At 70.7% G+C, this 14,479-nt stretch carries 13 protein-coding genes; 1 reads left to right on the forward strand and 12 read right to left on the reverse strand.

Annotated elements, in window-relative coordinates; genetic code table 11:
- Nucleotides 1-354: 354 nt before the first annotated feature.
- The 10 genes from ACIQMV_RS30730 to ACIQMV_RS30775 form a co-directional block, all read right to left on the reverse strand.
- Nucleotides 355-2,949, reverse strand: a complete 2,595-nt coding sequence (locus tag ACIQMV_RS30730; RefSeq protein ID WP_402596562.1) for a bifunctional FO biosynthesis protein CofGH — start codon at nt 2,947-2,949, stop codon at nt 355-357.
- A 29-nt stretch (nt 2,950-2,978) separates the two neighbouring features.
- Complete coding sequence (gene cofC / locus ACIQMV_RS30735; RefSeq protein WP_402596496.1) at nt 2,979-3,662, reverse strand: 2-phospho-L-lactate guanylyltransferase; 684 nt, start codon at nt 3,660-3,662, stop codon at nt 2,979-2,981.
- The gene (locus ACIQMV_RS30740) at nt 3,659-4,492 is read right to left on the reverse strand and encodes a nitrilase-related carbon-nitrogen hydrolase (protein WP_402596497.1); all 834 of its coding nucleotides are present in this window, start codon (nt 4,490-4,492) and stop codon (nt 3,659-3,661) included. The genes cofC and ACIQMV_RS30740 overlap by 4 nt, the downstream gene beginning before the upstream one ends.
- Nucleotides 4,489-5,190, reverse strand: a complete 702-nt coding sequence (npdG, locus tag ACIQMV_RS30745) for an NADPH-dependent F420 reductase (RefSeq protein ID WP_401782278.1) — start codon at nt 5,188-5,190, stop codon at nt 4,489-4,491. The genes ACIQMV_RS30740 and npdG overlap by 4 nt, the downstream gene beginning before the upstream one ends.
- Nucleotides 5,191-5,195: 5 nt before the next feature.
- On the reverse strand, nt 5,196-6,203 hold the full coding sequence (locus tag ACIQMV_RS30750) for an LLM class flavin-dependent oxidoreductase (RefSeq protein WP_402596498.1): 1,008 nt from the start codon (nt 6,201-6,203) through the stop codon (nt 5,196-5,198).
- 117 nt (nt 6,204-6,320) lie between these two features.
- On the reverse strand, nt 6,321-7,742 hold the full coding sequence (hydA, locus tag ACIQMV_RS30755) for a dihydropyrimidinase (protein WP_402596499.1): 1,422 nt from the start codon (nt 7,740-7,742) through the stop codon (nt 6,321-6,323).
- Between the two features lie 50 nt (nt 7,743-7,792).
- Nucleotides 7,793-9,151: an aminotransferase class III-fold pyridoxal phosphate-dependent enzyme gene (locus tag ACIQMV_RS30760; protein ID WP_402596500.1), complete on the reverse strand. Its 1,359-nt coding sequence runs from the start codon at nt 9,149-9,151 to the stop codon at nt 7,793-7,795.
- A 46-nt stretch (nt 9,152-9,197) separates the two neighbouring features.
- On the reverse strand, nt 9,198-9,761 hold the full coding sequence (locus tag ACIQMV_RS30765; protein WP_402596501.1) for an amino acid synthesis family protein: 564 nt from the start codon (nt 9,759-9,761) through the stop codon (nt 9,198-9,200).
- A 641-nt stretch (nt 9,762-10,402) separates the two neighbouring features.
- Nucleotides 10,403-11,170, reverse strand: coding sequence for an SDR family oxidoreductase (locus tag ACIQMV_RS30770; protein WP_402596502.1), 768 nt, complete (start codon nt 11,168-11,170; stop codon nt 10,403-10,405).
- A 76-nt stretch (nt 11,171-11,246) separates the two neighbouring features.
- On the reverse strand, nt 11,247-11,702 hold the full coding sequence (locus tag ACIQMV_RS30775; protein WP_402596503.1) for a lipocalin-like domain-containing protein: 456 nt from the start codon (nt 11,700-11,702) through the stop codon (nt 11,247-11,249).
- A 778-nt stretch (nt 11,703-12,480) separates the two neighbouring features.
- Here ACIQMV_RS30775 and ACIQMV_RS30780 point away from each other — a divergent pair.
- A complete protein-coding gene (locus tag ACIQMV_RS30780) occupies nt 12,481-12,780 on the forward strand; it encodes a hypothetical protein (protein ID WP_402596504.1) in 300 nt (99 codons plus the stop codon).
- A 40-nt stretch (nt 12,781-12,820) separates the two neighbouring features.
- On the opposite strand, the gene ACIQMV_RS30785 is transcribed toward ACIQMV_RS30780, so the two are convergent.
- Nucleotides 12,821-13,354 carry a TetR/AcrR family transcriptional regulator gene (locus tag ACIQMV_RS30785; protein ID WP_402596563.1) on the reverse strand — a complete coding sequence of 178 codons (534 nt, stop codon included), beginning with the start codon at nt 13,352-13,354 and terminating at the stop codon, nt 12,821-12,823.
- A gap of 22 nt (nt 13,355-13,376) precedes the next feature.
- Complete coding sequence (locus tag ACIQMV_RS30790; RefSeq protein WP_402596505.1) at nt 13,377-14,213, reverse strand: alpha/beta fold hydrolase; 837 nt, start codon at nt 14,211-14,213, stop codon at nt 13,377-13,379.
- Nucleotides 14,214-14,479: the final 266 nt, after the last annotated feature.

The raw sequence follows: 14,479 nt of genomic DNA on the forward strand, positions 1-14,479 counted from the left end.
CACTCTCCGAATCCTTCGGATGTGTCGTCCGGGGAGGGAATCTGGTCGCCTCTGCCGGCCTGTCGAGCCACCCAGCGCAACTGGATCGCTGAGTGAACTGATGGTTCACGCTAGAGGGGAGGTTCAGTTCTCGTCAACGGTTTGGCCGAAATGCTTGGCACGATCCCGCAAGGCGCCTCAATCCCGGATTCGGAGAGGGCCGGAACGGCGGCGAATCACCGCACGGCAATATGGTTCAACCGCCCGAGCCGGAGAATGGGCAAACGACCCACACGGAATTCCCAGGGGGCACCCGATATCCCTCGCGTCCCGAAGAGGAGGGTTGTCCGGGCGACGGGCGTGACAGCCGCTCCGCTAAGAATTGAGAATCGTCAGCGACGGCCTCGACGGCCGCCACACTCCTCCGTGCCAGCGGGCCACGGCCTCCCGCTCCGCACTGACGGTGCCGTAGGTGGTGGTCCTCATGCGGGCCGGGCGGCCCGCGTCGTGGGCCAGCGCCTCCAGATCGCTCACGCTCTTGTGACTGCCCTGCTCGGAGCCCGCCATCCTGCTGATGGTCTCCTCCATCAGCGTTCCGCCGATGTCGTTGACACCGCCTCGCAGGACGTCGAGGACGTTGCTCCGCGCCAGCTTCACCCAGCTCGTCTGGATGTTGCGGATCCTGCCGTGCAGCAGGATCCGCGCCAGGGCGTGTACGGCCCGGTTCTCCAGGACGGTCGGCCCGGACCTGGCGATTCCGGCCAGGTAGACCGGGGAGTTGGTATGGACGAACGGCAGGAGGACGAACTCGGTGAAGCCTCCCGTCTCTTCCTGGAGGCGTCCGATCAGCTTGATGTGGTCCACCCAGTGGCGCGGGGTGTCCACGTGGCCGTACATCATGGTCGCCGTGGTCGGAATGCCCAGCGAGTGGGCGGTGGTGACCACGTCGATCCACTGGGCCGCGGGGAGTTTCCCCTTGGTGAGGACCCAGCGGACCTCGTCGTCGAGGATCTCGGCGGCCGTGCCGGGCAACGAGTCGACGCCCGCCTCCCGGGCCCCCTGGAGCCACTCCCGTACCGACAGGTCCATCCTGGTCGCACCGTTGACGACCTCCATGGGCGAGAAGGCGTGCACGTGCATGTCCGGAGTACGCCGCTTGATCTCGGCGGCGATGTCGAAGTACGCGCTGCCCGGCAGGTCCGGGTGGATCCCGCCCTGGAGGCAGACCTCGCTCGCCCCCACCCCCCACGCCTCCTCGGCCCGCGTGCCGATCTGCTCCAGCGACAGGGTGTAGGCGTCGGCGTCGGTACGCCGCTGGGCGAAGGCGCAGAAGCGGCAGCCGGTGTAGCAGACGTTGGTGAAGTTGATGTTGCGGGTGACCACGTAGGTGATCTCGTCCCCGGCGGCTGCGGCGCGCAGGCTGTCGGCGAGCGCGGCCAGCGCCTCGATCTCCGCCCCGGGTGCGGCGCCCAGCAGCGTCAGCGCGGACGCGGATGGGAGCCGCGCGGGACCGGCCTCCGCCGCCCGCAGCGCTTCCGCGAACTCGGGTCGCAGCCGCTCCGGCCGTGCGCCCTTGGGAGGCACGGGTTCCTCCTCGCTCCGCCGCCCGGACGCGCGGGCCGACTCCGGTACCGCTTGAGCGACCGCCGCCCAGTCCCCGTACACCGAGTCGAAGTCCGCCCGCCGGTCGGTGGCGCGGCCGTCGGTGTCGATGGCGGCGAACAGGTCGGTGCGGCCGGTGGCGGCGAGCGGCGTCTCCGGTTCCTGCCAGGGCAGGCCACGGGGCCGCCCTCCCTCGGCCGCCAGGCCGGTCGCGGGATCGGCGAGCGCCGCCACATGGGAGGCCAGCCGGGGATCCAGCCACGGCTCACCGCGCCGCAGGTGCTCGGGGTAGACCGTCAGCCGCTCGCGGAGGGTGAAGCCCGCGGCCGCGGTGTTCGCGGCCAGTTCCTCGATCACCGGCCAGGGCCGCTCGGGGTTGACATGGTCGCCGGTCACCGGGGACACCCCGCCCCAGTCGTCGATGCCGGCCCGCAGCATCAGCGCGAACTCCTCGCCGACCAGGTTGGGCGGGGCCTGGACGCGGGCCCCGGGGCCGAGCAGCAGCCGCGCCACCGCGATGGTGGCGGCCAGTTCGGCCGGTCCGGCGTCGGGCGCGTCACGCATCGCCGTGTCCGGCTTGGCCCGGAAGTTCTGCACGATCACCTCCTGGATCCCCCCGTACGCCCGGGAGATCCGGCGGATCTCCCGCAGGGCGTCGATTCGTTCGGCGGGCGTCTCCCCGATGCCGATGAGGATCCCGGTGGTGAACGGCACGTTGCTGCGGCCCGCGTCCTCCAGCACCCGCAGCCGTACCGCGGGCTCCTTGTCGGGTGAGCCGAAGTGCGGGCCGCCGGGCTCGGACCACAGCCGCCTCGCTGTGGTCTCCAGCATCATGCCCATGCTCGGTGCCACGGGCTTCAGCCGCTGGAGGCCGGTCCAGGACAGCACTCCGGGGTTGAGGTGAGGCAGCAGGCCGGTCTCCTCCAGTACCCGGATCGCCATGGCCCGTACATAGCTGAGTGTGTCGTCGTAGCCGTGCGCGTCCAGCCAGGCGCGGGCCGCGGGCCAGCGCTCCTCGGGCCGGTCGCCCAGGGTGAACAGCGCCTCCTTGCATCCCGCCGCCGCTCCCGCGCGGGCGATGTCCAGCACCTCGTCGGGGCTGAGGTAGGGGGCGGGGAGCCGCCCCGGGACGGTGGCGAAGGTGCAGTAGTGGCAGCGGTCACGGCACAGCCGGGTGAGCGGGATGAACACCTTGCGGGAGTAGGTGATCACGCCCGGCCGCCCGGCGGCCCGGAGGCCGGCGTCGCGGACCCGGCCCGCCGCCTCGCAGAGCCGGTCGAGGTCGGCGCCGCGCGCGTGCAGCAGGACCTCGGCCTCGGCTGCGTCGAGTGTCCTGGCGTCGGTGGCCCGGCGCAGCGCCCGGTTCATGGCCGAGCGGGTGGGGCGGGTAAGGCCGTTCACAGTGCTCCGACCCTTCTCTCGTGCGTGCTCGGGTCTGACCGGGGCCCACCGGGCGGGAAGGCGGCGAGCCACTGACGGGTGGCGAGACCGAGCGTGTGCGGGGGCAGTGACAGCAGGTGGTCGACGGTGTCGACGTCCCGGCGCAGCGGGGACGAGGGCCCCACGCCGAGATCGTGGTATCCGGCCGCGTGGAACCGCCTCAGGGAACCGGGGCCGAGGAACGGCCGGAAGTCGGCCGCGTCGTGCAGGGTGAGCAGGGTGGTCCCGGTGCCGTCGGCGTCCCCGACGACCGCGCGCCGGTGACGTGCGGCCAGGGCGAGCGCCGTCGCACAGTCGGCGGTGCCCGCCCCCGCGAGGTCGCCCATGATCAGGGCGAGTGCGGCAGCGGGGGCGGCACCGCCGACCATCTCGAGGGCTTCCCCGACCTCGCCGTTGAGGCCGGGAGTGCGCCCCGAGCCCGAGACGGCGGCCCCCGAGGCGAGGGTCAGGCCCGTCACCTCGGGATCCGTCGTCACCACGACGACCGAGTGGACGGCGGGCACGTCTCGAAGCCGCCCCACCAGATCGGTCAGCATGGCCTTGGCCAGGGAGCGCCTGGCGTCCGGCATGAGCCCGGCACACCGGCTCTTGGCCCGCGCGAGGGGCTTGGCCGGTACCAGCACGATCCACGGCGTGGTCATGGCGTCGCCGGTCCTCTTCCAGTGAGCCGGTCGTACAGCTCCGGGCGGCGGTCGCGCAGGAACGGGCGGCTGCGCCGGGTGGCGGCCACGCGCTCCAGGTCCACCTCGGCGACGGCGACGTCGTCACGGTCGTCGGCGGCCTGGGCGAGGATGTCGCCGTCGGGGCCGTAGACGGCGCTGAGCCCGAAGTACTCCTTGACGCCTTCTCTGCCGACGCGGTTGGAGCAGATGACGAACAGCCCGTTGAAAACGGCGTGGGCGCGCAGTTCCAGCTGGAACACCTCGCGCATCGGCGCGCTCGCCGAGGCCACCGGTACGCAGAGCACGGAGCCTCCGCGCAGGGCGACGATCCGGCTCAGCTCCGGGAAGTGCCGCTCGTAGCAGATGATCGTTCCGACACCGGTCTCGCCGGTGTCCACGACCTCGGGCTCGGTGCCGCCGGGACGGAAGTAGAACTTCTCGGGGAAGCCGTTGGAGAACGGCAGGTGGGACTTGCGGTAGACCGACTTCAGTTCGCCGCGCACATAGGTGCAGGCGGTGTTGTAGTAGACGCCGGGCACCTCGCCCTCCTCGAAGACGGAGGAGACGACCGTGATGCCGGCCCTGCGGGATCGTTCCGCCGCCATGGTGTTGGAGGGCCCGTCGAGGCTCTCCGCGAGCCGGAAGTAGTCCGGGTCGGGGTCGGGCTGGACGAAGGGGACGGCGAACAGCTCGGGCAGCAGGACGATCCCGGCTCCCTGGTCGGCGGCGGCGTCCACCAGGTCGCCGGCGCGTTCGATGGTCTCGGCCCGGTCGTCGGTGGCCCGGAGCTGGACCGCGGCGAGTCTCATGCCACTTCCTCCTTGGCGGCGGCGGTGGACAGGCCGGTGAGTGCCACTCCGGACCTGGTCCTGTAGCGCTTGTTGACGGAGATCAGCACCGCGGTGAGCGGCTCGAGCTGGGCGGCCAGCCGCAGCCGGCCCGCGTCCACCGCGCGGCCTCCGGTGACGTCGGCGGCCAGGGCCAGGACCCGGGCCTTGGCCTCTGCGTCGTCCCCGCAGACGAGGACGTCCTCATGGCTCAGGTCGGCCTCGGGGTCGAGCAGCAGCGGGGCGGCCAGGTGGTGGAAGGCTCCGACGACCGCGGCGGACGGCACGAGCCCGGCCGCCTCCTCGGCGGCGCTCCCTGCCGCGACGGACAGACCGTACGGGCCGCCCTTGTCGAATCCCAGCGGGTTGACGCAGGAGATGATCAGCTTGCCCGCGAGGACGTCGGCCATCGAGGCCACCAGTTCGGCGTGGCCCTGGTAGGGCACGGCCAGCAGGACGATCGCGGCGCACCGGGCGGCGTCCTCGTTGGAGGCCCCGTCGACGGGCGCGGCCACGCCCGGCAGCGTGCGCAGTTGCCCGGCCGCGTCGGCGGCCCGGCCGGCGTCGCGTGAGCCGAGCACCACCGGGTGGCCGGCTCGGGCGAGCCGGTAGGCCAGGCCCCGGCCCTGGGGGCCGGTGCCGCCGACCACGGCGATCGGGTCGGCCGGGAAATCGCTCATCGCCGTCAGCCCTTCGCGGCCTGGGCGAGGCGGGTCAGCGTCTGCTCCTTGTCACCCAGGGTGGAGACGATCGGGCAGCGGACCCCGGCCTCGTGGTACTCCATCAGCTTGGCGAACACCTCGTCGGTGGAGCCGCAGGCGGTGACATTCTGCACCAGGCTGTTGGGGACCAGTGGCATGGCCTTCTTGATCGCCTCGGGGGTGGCGGGCCAGCCGGCCCGCTCCTGGATGCGGTCCACCAGTTCGCGTTCCACACCGCAGTGCTCGGCGATGTGCGGCTGCTGCGCCAGGTAGAGGGTGAGGAACGCCTTGCAGGCGTCGATGGCCTCCTGCGGATCGTCGTCGTTGACGCTGCACGCGACGATCTGGGTGAGGTCGATCGAGTCCTTGCCGTCGGTCCGCTTGGCGAGTCCCCGGGCGATCGCCTCCTTGGCGCCCACCAGGTACGAGGGCGGGAGCAGGAAGTCCATGTGCACGCCGTCGCTGATCTCACCGGCCAGCTCCAGCATCCGGGGGCCGACGGCGCCGATGTAGATGGGGATGTCGACCGGCTTGTTCTCCCGGTACATGCTGTCGAAGCGCACGTCGCGCATCTGCACGAACTCGCCCTCGAAGGACACGACTTCGTTGCGGAAGAAGCTCTGCAGCACGGTGATGTACTCGCGCATCGAGGCGATGGGCTTGCGCAGCGGCTGGCCGACCTTGGTGGCCAGCGGCTCCCACCAGGCGCCGATGCCGAGAATGGCCCGGCCGGGGGCCAGCTCGTCCAGGGTCTTGAAGGTGACGGCCATCAGGGCCGCGTTCCGGCTCTTGTTGTTGACGACGCCCGTGCCGATCTTGACGTTGCGGGTCCTGCTCGCGATGACGGCGGCCGGGACGATGCCGTCGCGCGCCAGCCGCCCCTCCGCGACCCACACGGATTCGAACCCGTTCTGGTCGGCCAGCTCGGCCTGCCAGTACGTCTGCTCCAGGCTCAGCCGTTCACCGACATGGATGCCCAGGGGGAGTTTCATCGAGACACCGCTCCGTTCGTGTTGCGAGACGCGGGCCCGGTGGCACGGAACCCACCCGGGGTTCCGCACCACGGACACGTGTCAGCTGGTGTGACGCGTCAAGGACGTGGGGGGATCTCAGTGCAGCTGGGGCTTGCCCCGGGTGAGGAAACGCCCTCGGCCCGCGGCCCCGTCGAAGGACCCGTCAGGGCCGACGAGTTGCTCGCCCCGGGAGAAGACGCGGACCGGACGGCCGGTCACGCGCATTCCCTCGTAGAGGTTGTAGTCGGTGCGCATGTGGCTGCCGGCCGCGCTGATCACATGGTCGGCCGCCGGGTCCCACACCAGCAGGTCGGCGTCCGCGCCCACGGCGACGGCGCCCTTGTGCGGGAACATCCCGAACAGTTTCGCCGGGCGGGTGGAGACCAGGTCCACGAACCTGCAGGCGTCGAACCGGCCGCCCGCGACCCCCGTCTCCCACAGCACCATGAGCCTGTCCTCGATACCGGGGACACCGTTGGGGACCTTCGGGAAGTATCCGGGGCTGCGCAGCTTCTGCGGCGGCAGATCCTCGGGCTGGTGGAGGCAGAAACCGGCGTGATCGGTGGCCACCGTGGACATCGCCCCGGTGACCAGGGACCGCCACAGCCCCTCCTGGTTGCCCCGCTCCCGGATAGGGGGCGAGCACAGGTAGGCGGCGGCCTTCTCCCCCAGGTCGGCGTAGTCCTCGTAGGCGACGGCGAGGTACTGGGGACACGTCTCGCCCCACACCCGCGCTCCGGCGGCCCTGGCCCTGCTGATCTCGTCGGCCGCGGCGGCGCTGGAGACGTGCACGACGTAGAGCGGGGTGCCGACGGACTCGGCGAGGACCACGGCGCGGTGCACGGCCTCGGCCTCGGAGTCGTGCCCGTGGGCGCTGGCGTGGAAGACCTCGGCCGTCCGGCCGTCGGCCAGCAGCCGCTGGGTCTCCCGGGCGATCATGTGGCCGTTCTCGGCGTGCACCATCGGCAGGACGCCGTGCTCCAGGGCGAGCTCGAAGCCCTCCAGCAGTTCCCCGTCGTCGACCATCTGCGTGCCGGGGTAGGCCATGAAGAACTTCCAGCTCGTGGCCCCCTCCCCGGCCAGCCGCCGCAGGTCGTCCAGGACGTCCGGCTGCTGCTCGCGGGGCGGGACGATCGCGTGCAGCCCGAAGTCGATCACCGACTTGGCCGCCGCGACGTCGCGCCGGGACCGGTAGGTGTCGAGCAGGCTCCGCTTCGGCTCCTTCTTCACGAAGTCCAGGACCGTGGTCGTACCGCCGTGGGCGGCCGCCACCGTCCCACTGTGGAAGTCGTCCGCGGTGCGGGTGGTGAAGCCGTCGATGGGATATTCGAGGTGGGTGTGCGCATCGATGCCACCGGGCATCACGAGCATTCCCTCGGCGTCGACCACATGGTCGGCGCTCCAGTCGTCCGTGCCGGCGCCGAGCGCCACGACCACACCGTCGCGTATCAGTACGTCGGCCCTGACGGCGGCATCGGCGTTGACGACCGTACCGCCTCTGATCAACGTCGATGCCATGCTGCACCCTCTCTCATGTGGCGCGCCCGCGCCTTGCCCGCCATTGCGCCTCACCCTACGTACTGCTCGTCGGCGAGGTTCAGGACGTCGTCCAGTACGTCGAGAGCGAGGTCGATCTCGGAGTCCTCGATGACGAGCGGAGGTGTCAGCCGGAGCACGTTGAAGTTGGCCGTCAGGTACAGGCCGCGGGCCATGGCCTCCTTCACGATCCGGGTGACCGGTGCCGCGCCGGGCCCCTTGGCGTTGAACGGCACCAGCGGTTCGCGGCTCTCCCGGTTCTTCACCAGTTCGACGCCGTGGAACAGGCCGCGGCCGCGGATCTCACCGATGCTCGGGTGGCTCTCGGCGAGCTTGGCCAGTCCGGCGCCAAGGCGTTCGCCGCGCAACCTCGCGTTCTCCACGATGTTCTCCTCCTGCATGATGCGGAGTGAGGCGACACCGGAGGCGCAGGCCAGCGGGTGTCCGGCGTAGGTGAGGCCGCCCCAGAACATGTGGTCCCCGAGCCACTCGGAGACGCGGGCCGAGACGGTCATCGCGCCCAGCGGGACGTAACCCGAGTTCAGGCCCTTGGCGGTGACGAGGATGTCGGGGGTGACGTCCCAGTGATTGCAGGCGAACCACTCACCGGTGCGGCCAAAGCCCGCCATGACCTCGTCGAAGATGAGCAGGATGCCGTGCCGGTCGCACACCTCGCGCAGCGACCGCAGATAGCCGTCGGGCGGGTAGATCAGACCGTTGGTGCCGGTGACGGGCTCGACGATCACCGCGGCGACCGTGTCCGGGTTCTCGTACTGGAGGATCTCCTCCAGGTGCGGCCCCCCGGAGCACACGGGGCAGGGGTCCGGATGTCCGGCCGGGCAGCGGTAGGTGTACGGGTCGAACATCCGCACCACCCCTGGCATCCCGCCCGGTTCCGCGGCCCAGCGGCGAGGGTCGCCGGTCAGCGACATCGCCCCGTTGGTGGCGCCGTGGTACGAGCGGTAGCGGGCGATCACCTTGTGGCGTCCGGTCACGTGGCGGGCGAGCCGGATCGCGTTCTCGTTGGCCGCCGCTCCGCCGGTGGTGAAGAAGCTCATCTTCAGGTCGCCGGGAGTGAGTGAGGCCAGCATCTCGGCCAGTTCGGCGCGGGAGCGCTCGGCGAAGCCGGGGCCTATGTAGCAGAGGCGGTCGGCCTGTTCGCGAATCGCCTCGACCAGCTTGGGGTGCTGGTGGCCCAGGTTGAGGTTGACGAGCTGGGACTGGAAGTCGAGGTATCTGTTCCCCTCGTAGTCCCAGAACCAGGACCCGGAACCCCCGGCCACCGGGATGGGGTTGAGCGCGCCCTGGACGGACCAGGAGTGGATGACGTATTCGCTGTCGGCTTCCTTGACGCGCTGCCCGGTCCACGCATCGGTCTCGGTGATGGTCAACGGACTGCCTCCTCGTCGTTCGTCGGCTGCTGCGGTACGGACCTCGTCACTGGTTCCGGGTCTCGGCACCGAAGGCGGCGAGACGGGCCAGCGGGCGGCCGGCGTTCGCGGCGGCGCACACGACGAAGATCTCGCGCGGCCGGGGGACATCGGCGACCTGAAGGGTGACCGTCTGGTGGTGCGAGCGCGTCTTGGCCTCCAGCTTGTGCTTGAGCGGGATGTCGATCGGGCTGCCCGGGAGGCCGACCTTCTCGGCGGCCGGCAGCAGCTCGGTGCCGCCGGCGGCGGAGCGGAAGACGTTGCCGAAGCGCAGGTTGTGGATGAGCGCCGAGCCGTGCTCGACCTCTCCGCCGATACCGACGAGCGCGGCCTTGCCGAACGCCTCGACCTCGCAGCCCAGCAGCTCCACGCAGGCGGGGCCGACCAGCTTGCCGATCTCCTCGCCCACCTCGTCGGCGAGAGTGACGAGGTCCTGGACGTACTCGCTGGGATACGGGTTCTCGATGACGGCTCCGACGAACGCGACCCGGTGGACCGGTTCCACGGCGCGGCCGTTCTCCAGCCTCGTCTCATCGAGCTGCTTGATGATCTTGCGGACCCGAATGGGCACGGCTCTCCTCCAGAGATCTGGCTCGCTGGTTCGGTAAGCGAACCGTTGGTTCATATAGTCGTGAGGGGTGATTGGGGTGTCAAGGGGTGGTGAGTGAGTGCGTTTCCCGCGGATGCTGGACGGCTCTCCGACGGTCGCCGGGGACGCACCCTCCACCACGCACGAGGTGCAGGTCGTCGCCGCGATCACGCGTGACGGAGCGTCGGCAAAAGCCGGTATCGGGTCGGCGAATGGGCTCGTCCTGCGACCACAGGGCTCTCACGAAGGTCGGCCCGGCTGCCACCAGTTGGAGCTTCGCCTTCGACGGCGATCCTGCCCCGTTCGACCGGCGGCGGTTCGTCCCCCCGGCCGCGGCACCGCGCCGCGTTCAGCGGCATCTCACCCCGCTTCCGGCCACGACGGCACCGGACAACCGCTCCCGATCACCGCACCGAGATGATCGTCTGCTTCGCCATCCGGGACCACATCACGCACCGCCGCACAGCCCGCCGGTGCCTGACCCGGAAACGGCACCGGCCCACCCGCACCCTGACACAGCCTCGGACGATCATCCCTCAGCCAACGCGACAAGGCCGGTGCTGGGATTGACCGGCGCTACCAGCGGCGCCCCGCACTGCTGCAGCACTGATTCTCGTCGCGCGTCACTGCGCGGCCTTCGAGCCGCCGTCGATGGGGATGGTCTGTCCGGTGATGGACTTGGCGCTGTCGGAGGCGAGGAAGAGGGCCAGTGCGGCGATGTCCTCGGGGTCGGTGAAGTATTTGAGGGACTGGATGCTCAGGGCGTCGGCGGTGACATCGGCCAGGCTGCGTGCACTGGCATCGGCCCGGCCCCGCAGGACCCGCTGGATGCGCTCGCCGGCGACGGCGCCGGGGGCGATGGCGATGACGCGGATTCCGTCGTCTCCCAGTTCGATGGCGAGGGTCTCCGTGAGGCCGATCAGCCCTCGCTTGGTGGTCGCGTAGGGGCTGCGGTTCGGGTAGCCGTAGCGTCCGCCGACGGAGGTCATGATGAGGATGACGCCGGCGTCGGACTTCTTCAAGAAGGGGTTGGAGAGCCTGGTGACGTTGAACGTGCCGGTGAGGTTGACGGCCAGGACGGCTTCCCACTGGTCGGGGTCCATCTCCTCCACCGGGCTGGTGGGGCCGGAGATGCCCGCGTTGTTGACCAGCACGTCGATACCGCCGAGGGCGTGGACCGCTTCCACGACGAAGGCCTCGACCGAGCGCCGGTCGGACACGTCGCAGACGGTCGCGGTGATCATCGGATTGGCCTCGGTGACCTGTTCGAGGGCCCGTTCGTCGATGTCGCAGATGTGCACACGGTCGCCGTTGGCCGCGAACGCCTTGGCTGTCGCGAGTCCGATGCCGGCGGCACCCGCCGTCACGACGACGCGTCGTCCGGTGTTCATGCAGGTCCCTTCCCACTCCTGCCGACCGCTCTGCCCGACACCGCGGTCTCGGCTGCGTACCTTTGCTCGCGCGGGGTCAGTTGGGTTCGGCCCGGCGCCAGGTGAGGGCCGAGTTGACGGTCCTGCCGCTCGACCTGATGGGTGATGCGGTGCTCAGATGCAGCATGTCGCCCTCGATTCTCACCACACGCGGCTGCGTCTGGCCGGTCCAGTTGGGAAACAGGGACACGAACATGGAGTGTGTGAGGGTCTGCTTCTCCTCATCCACGTGGAACGGTCCCGAGTAGGCGATGTAGGAGGTCGCTTCCGCCGTGTACTCCTCCGTCGTCCCGTCGAACCAGTCCCCGGAGGCGAAGCCGGGACGCTCGGGCCTGGACAGCTGCGCGGACATGTACCCGTCCGGGGTGTACATGATGATGCCCTGCGGTTCATGACCGAGCGGCTCGAACGGCTCGGCACCGTCGACCGGGATCTCCCGGTACGACACCAGCTTCCACGCACCGATCAGCCGACCGCGCAGACCCTCAGTCATCACTGCCTCCATCGATCAGTGCGCTGCTCCGTCGCCGTCACGGCACGCGCGATGTGCGCCGGCAATCGACGAACATTCCCCCTGTCGCCACGAAAGCGCCTTCCACCGTCGAGTTGTGCCGCGTCGATTTCGACATGTCGGCCGACCTCGCCAGTGACTGCCGGATTCGGCCCACCCGTGAAGATGATTTCAGGGCCGACCGGGGTGCGCCCGGCCCGCTACGCCATCCGGGTTGCCTGGGGCGAGCCGGTGTCCCGGGACCGCGAGGTCAAGGAAGATCGACACCTCAGTGCCCCTCCAGAGCGAGCGTGACAGTTCGGCTCCGGCGGACGGGCACTGGCCGGCCGTGTCCCGGTGACCGACGATGCTGGGACCGATCCGGCGACAGCCGGGCCGAGAAGCGGCAGCCGGGCCGAGAACGGGCCGCGTGGTGCCGCGCGACCAGGTCGCGATGCCAGGCCGTGTCCCGGGGGCGCACAAGCAACCGCAGTCGACGCAGTACGTCGCGCGGGAGACGGTGCCAACGCCGCCGGAAACACCCCATCGCTCGGCCCGAACGGCGGCCTGTCCCCAGCCAGTTGCCCCTGGTCCTCCTCGTACGGTCCAGCGACGGCCCACAGATATGCCTGGTGGCCTCGCCACAACCCTCCTGCATCGCGCCGGCCGGCAGCCTGGGCAGCACGAGCGACAGTCGCCCCCGGCGGTGGCTCTCGCGGAGGACATCATGCCCCGGGGCGCAGGGCGAGCGTCGGGACGCTGTCCGTGCTGCTCTGGAAGCATGCCTCAAGGACCGGCGGCCCCGGCGCCGATCCCGCCCGCGCCGGGGCCGGGCCCGATCGGGATCCGTCCCCTGTTCGCGCTGCGTGACGCGAGACGGCGGTGGCCGTTCGCGGCTCGCGCGGGGCTGTGCATGGGCGTGCCGGTCGTGATCGGCTGGGCCGCCGGCGACACCGCGGCCGGTCTCATGGCGACGATCGGTGGCTTCACCGCCTTGTACGGCAGTGCCCTGCCCTACCTCTACCGCGCGGCAGGCCAACTGCGCCTGCGGGATGCCTTGGAGGCTCTCTCAAGTCTCTGATTCTGAAACGATCAGTTGGCCACAGGCGCTCGTCCATTTCTCACATGGCGCGCAGGCCCCGGTCGGCGAAGGCGATCAGCCACTCGAAGCTCTCGTCGATGTCGGCGCTCCACTGGAAGCCGTTGTCCGCCTGCAGCGTGGCGAAGCCGTGGCAGAGGCTGCGGAGCGTGCGCAGGGCGTGGTCCACGTCGGACTCTGCGATCTCGTAGCCGCGCAGGACCGCCATGAACGCGCCGAGCAGCCGCTGACCTGCGGTGGCCAGCGGATCGTCCGGGCCGGACGGTTCCGCGCCGATCGTCGCGCCGTACCGGCCGGGGTGCTCCAGGACGAAGGCGCGGAAGGCGCGCGCCGCGGCCGCCAGGGCGTCGCGGCCCGCGTACCCCTGGACCGCGCCGCCGACGGCGTCGGCGGCCTCGTTCAATGCCAGGACCGCGATGCGCCGGTTGAGGTCTTCCTGGCTGCCCACGTGCTTGTACAGGGACGGGGTGCGCACGCCCACCCGCTCGGCCAGCAAGCCCATCGTCAGGTTGGCGAAGCCAACCTCGTCGGCGAGGGCGGCACCGGCCGCGACCACGGCCGCCGGGTCCAGGCCGGCCCTAGGCACGAGCGGCGTCCGATCGGAGGAAGGAGAGCATGAGCGAAACCACCTGGTCGGGGAACTGGTCGTGCGGGTAGTGCCCGGCGCCCTCGATCATCTCAAGCCGGCCGAGGCCGGACGGCAGAGCATCGACGATCGCCGACCCCTCGGCGTGCGGGTCGGCCCAGTCGGGGTCGAGCGTGCCCATCACGACCAGGACCGGGCAGCGGACGTTGCCGAGTCGCGCGCCGGCGTCGGTCGGGGCGCTGCGGCCCATGCCCTGCAGGGCCTTCATCCGGCCCGGCTCGCGCAGCAGGGAGTCGATGCGGCCGAGCCGTTCGACCCAGCCGACCGGCTTCACGCCGGGGTGGGCCACGTCGAGGTACGAACGCCAGAGCGGCACGCTGCCGAACACGCCCGCGCCGAGCAGCCGCAGCATGCCCCGCCGGAAGCGCTTCACCCGCAGGTCGCCGAGGCGGATCGACTGCTTGCGGGTGAACGGCGCCAACTCGACCACCGCGGTGATCAGCGAGGGCTCCTGCGCTGCGGCGATGGTGGCGGCGCCGCCGGAGATCGAGTGGCCGACGAGCACGGCCGGGCCGTCCAGGTGGCGGATCACGGCGAGCAGGTCGTCGGCGATGGCGGTGCGGCTCCAGTCCGGCCAGCCGACGCTGGACTCGCCGCAGCCGCGCAGATCGACCGCTGCGACCCGATAGCCCGCCGCCACCAGCTGCGGGATCACGGCATCGTACGCGGCACGGCTGTCGCCCATGCCGTGCGCGAGAACGATCAGCGGGCCGGACCCCGCCACGTCGTAAGCGATCGTGCCGCCGTCGGCGGCAAGGTACTCGGTCATGGCATCCTCCAGCTTGGCTAATCTCGTTAGCTAAAAGCTAATCTCATTAGCCAACCTTGTCAACGACGAAATTCTCGGCACGCTGGAAGAAGCGACGAAGCGCTGCGGAAGGAGGCCGGCGCCGGACCGGCTGCAGGTGTCCACGGCAGCGCCCCCTGGGCCACTCAACCCGCGGAGTGCTCCAGCCTCCCGCAGCAGAGCCGGCCTCACCATGGACGGCTTTCCGCCGGTCACCCACCGCGCCCGGGCCGCTGGCCCATGTCCCC

Source organism: Streptomyces sp. NPDC091412 (assembly GCF_044756885.1).
GTDB lineage: Bacteria > Actinomycetota > Actinomycetes > Streptomycetales > Streptomycetaceae > Streptomyces.

Bases quoted from the DNA above. Each gene is read 5' to 3' on its own strand.
- hydA (WP_402596499.1), bottom strand. From the start codon at position 7,742: ATGGCATCGACGTTGATCAGAGGCGGTACGGTCGTCAACGCCGATGCC.
- cofC (WP_402596496.1), bottom strand. From the start codon at position 3,662: ATGACCACGCCGTGGATCGTGCTGGTACCGGCCAAGCCCCTCGCGCGG.
- ACIQMV_RS30775 (WP_402596503.1), bottom strand. From the start codon at position 11,702: ATGACTGAGGGTCTGCGCGGTCGGCTGATCGGTGCGTGGAAGCTGGTG.
- ACIQMV_RS30740 (WP_402596497.1), bottom strand. From the start codon at position 4,492: ATGAGACTCGCCGCGGTCCAGCTCCGGGCCACCGACGACCGGGCCGAG.
- npdG (WP_401782278.1), bottom strand. From the start codon at position 5,190: ATGAGCGATTTCCCGGCCGACCCGATCGCCGTGGTCGGCGGCACCGGC.
- ACIQMV_RS30770 (WP_402596502.1), bottom strand. From the start codon at position 11,170: ATGAACACCGGACGACGCGTCGTCGTGACGGCGGGTGCCGCCGGCATC.
- ACIQMV_RS30780 (WP_402596504.1), top strand. From the start codon at position 12,481: ATGCCTCAAGGACCGGCGGCCCCGGCGCCGATCCCGCCCGCGCCGGGG.
- ACIQMV_RS30750 (WP_402596498.1), bottom strand. From the start codon at position 6,203: ATGAAACTCCCCCTGGGCATCCATGTCGGTGAACGGCTGAGCCTGGAG.
- ACIQMV_RS30730 (WP_402596562.1), bottom strand. From the start codon at position 2,949: ATGAACCGGGCGCTGCGCCGGGCCACCGACGCCAGGACACTCGACGCA.
- ACIQMV_RS30790 (WP_402596505.1), bottom strand. From the start codon at position 14,213: ATGACCGAGTACCTTGCCGCCGACGGCGGCACGATCGCTTACGACGTG.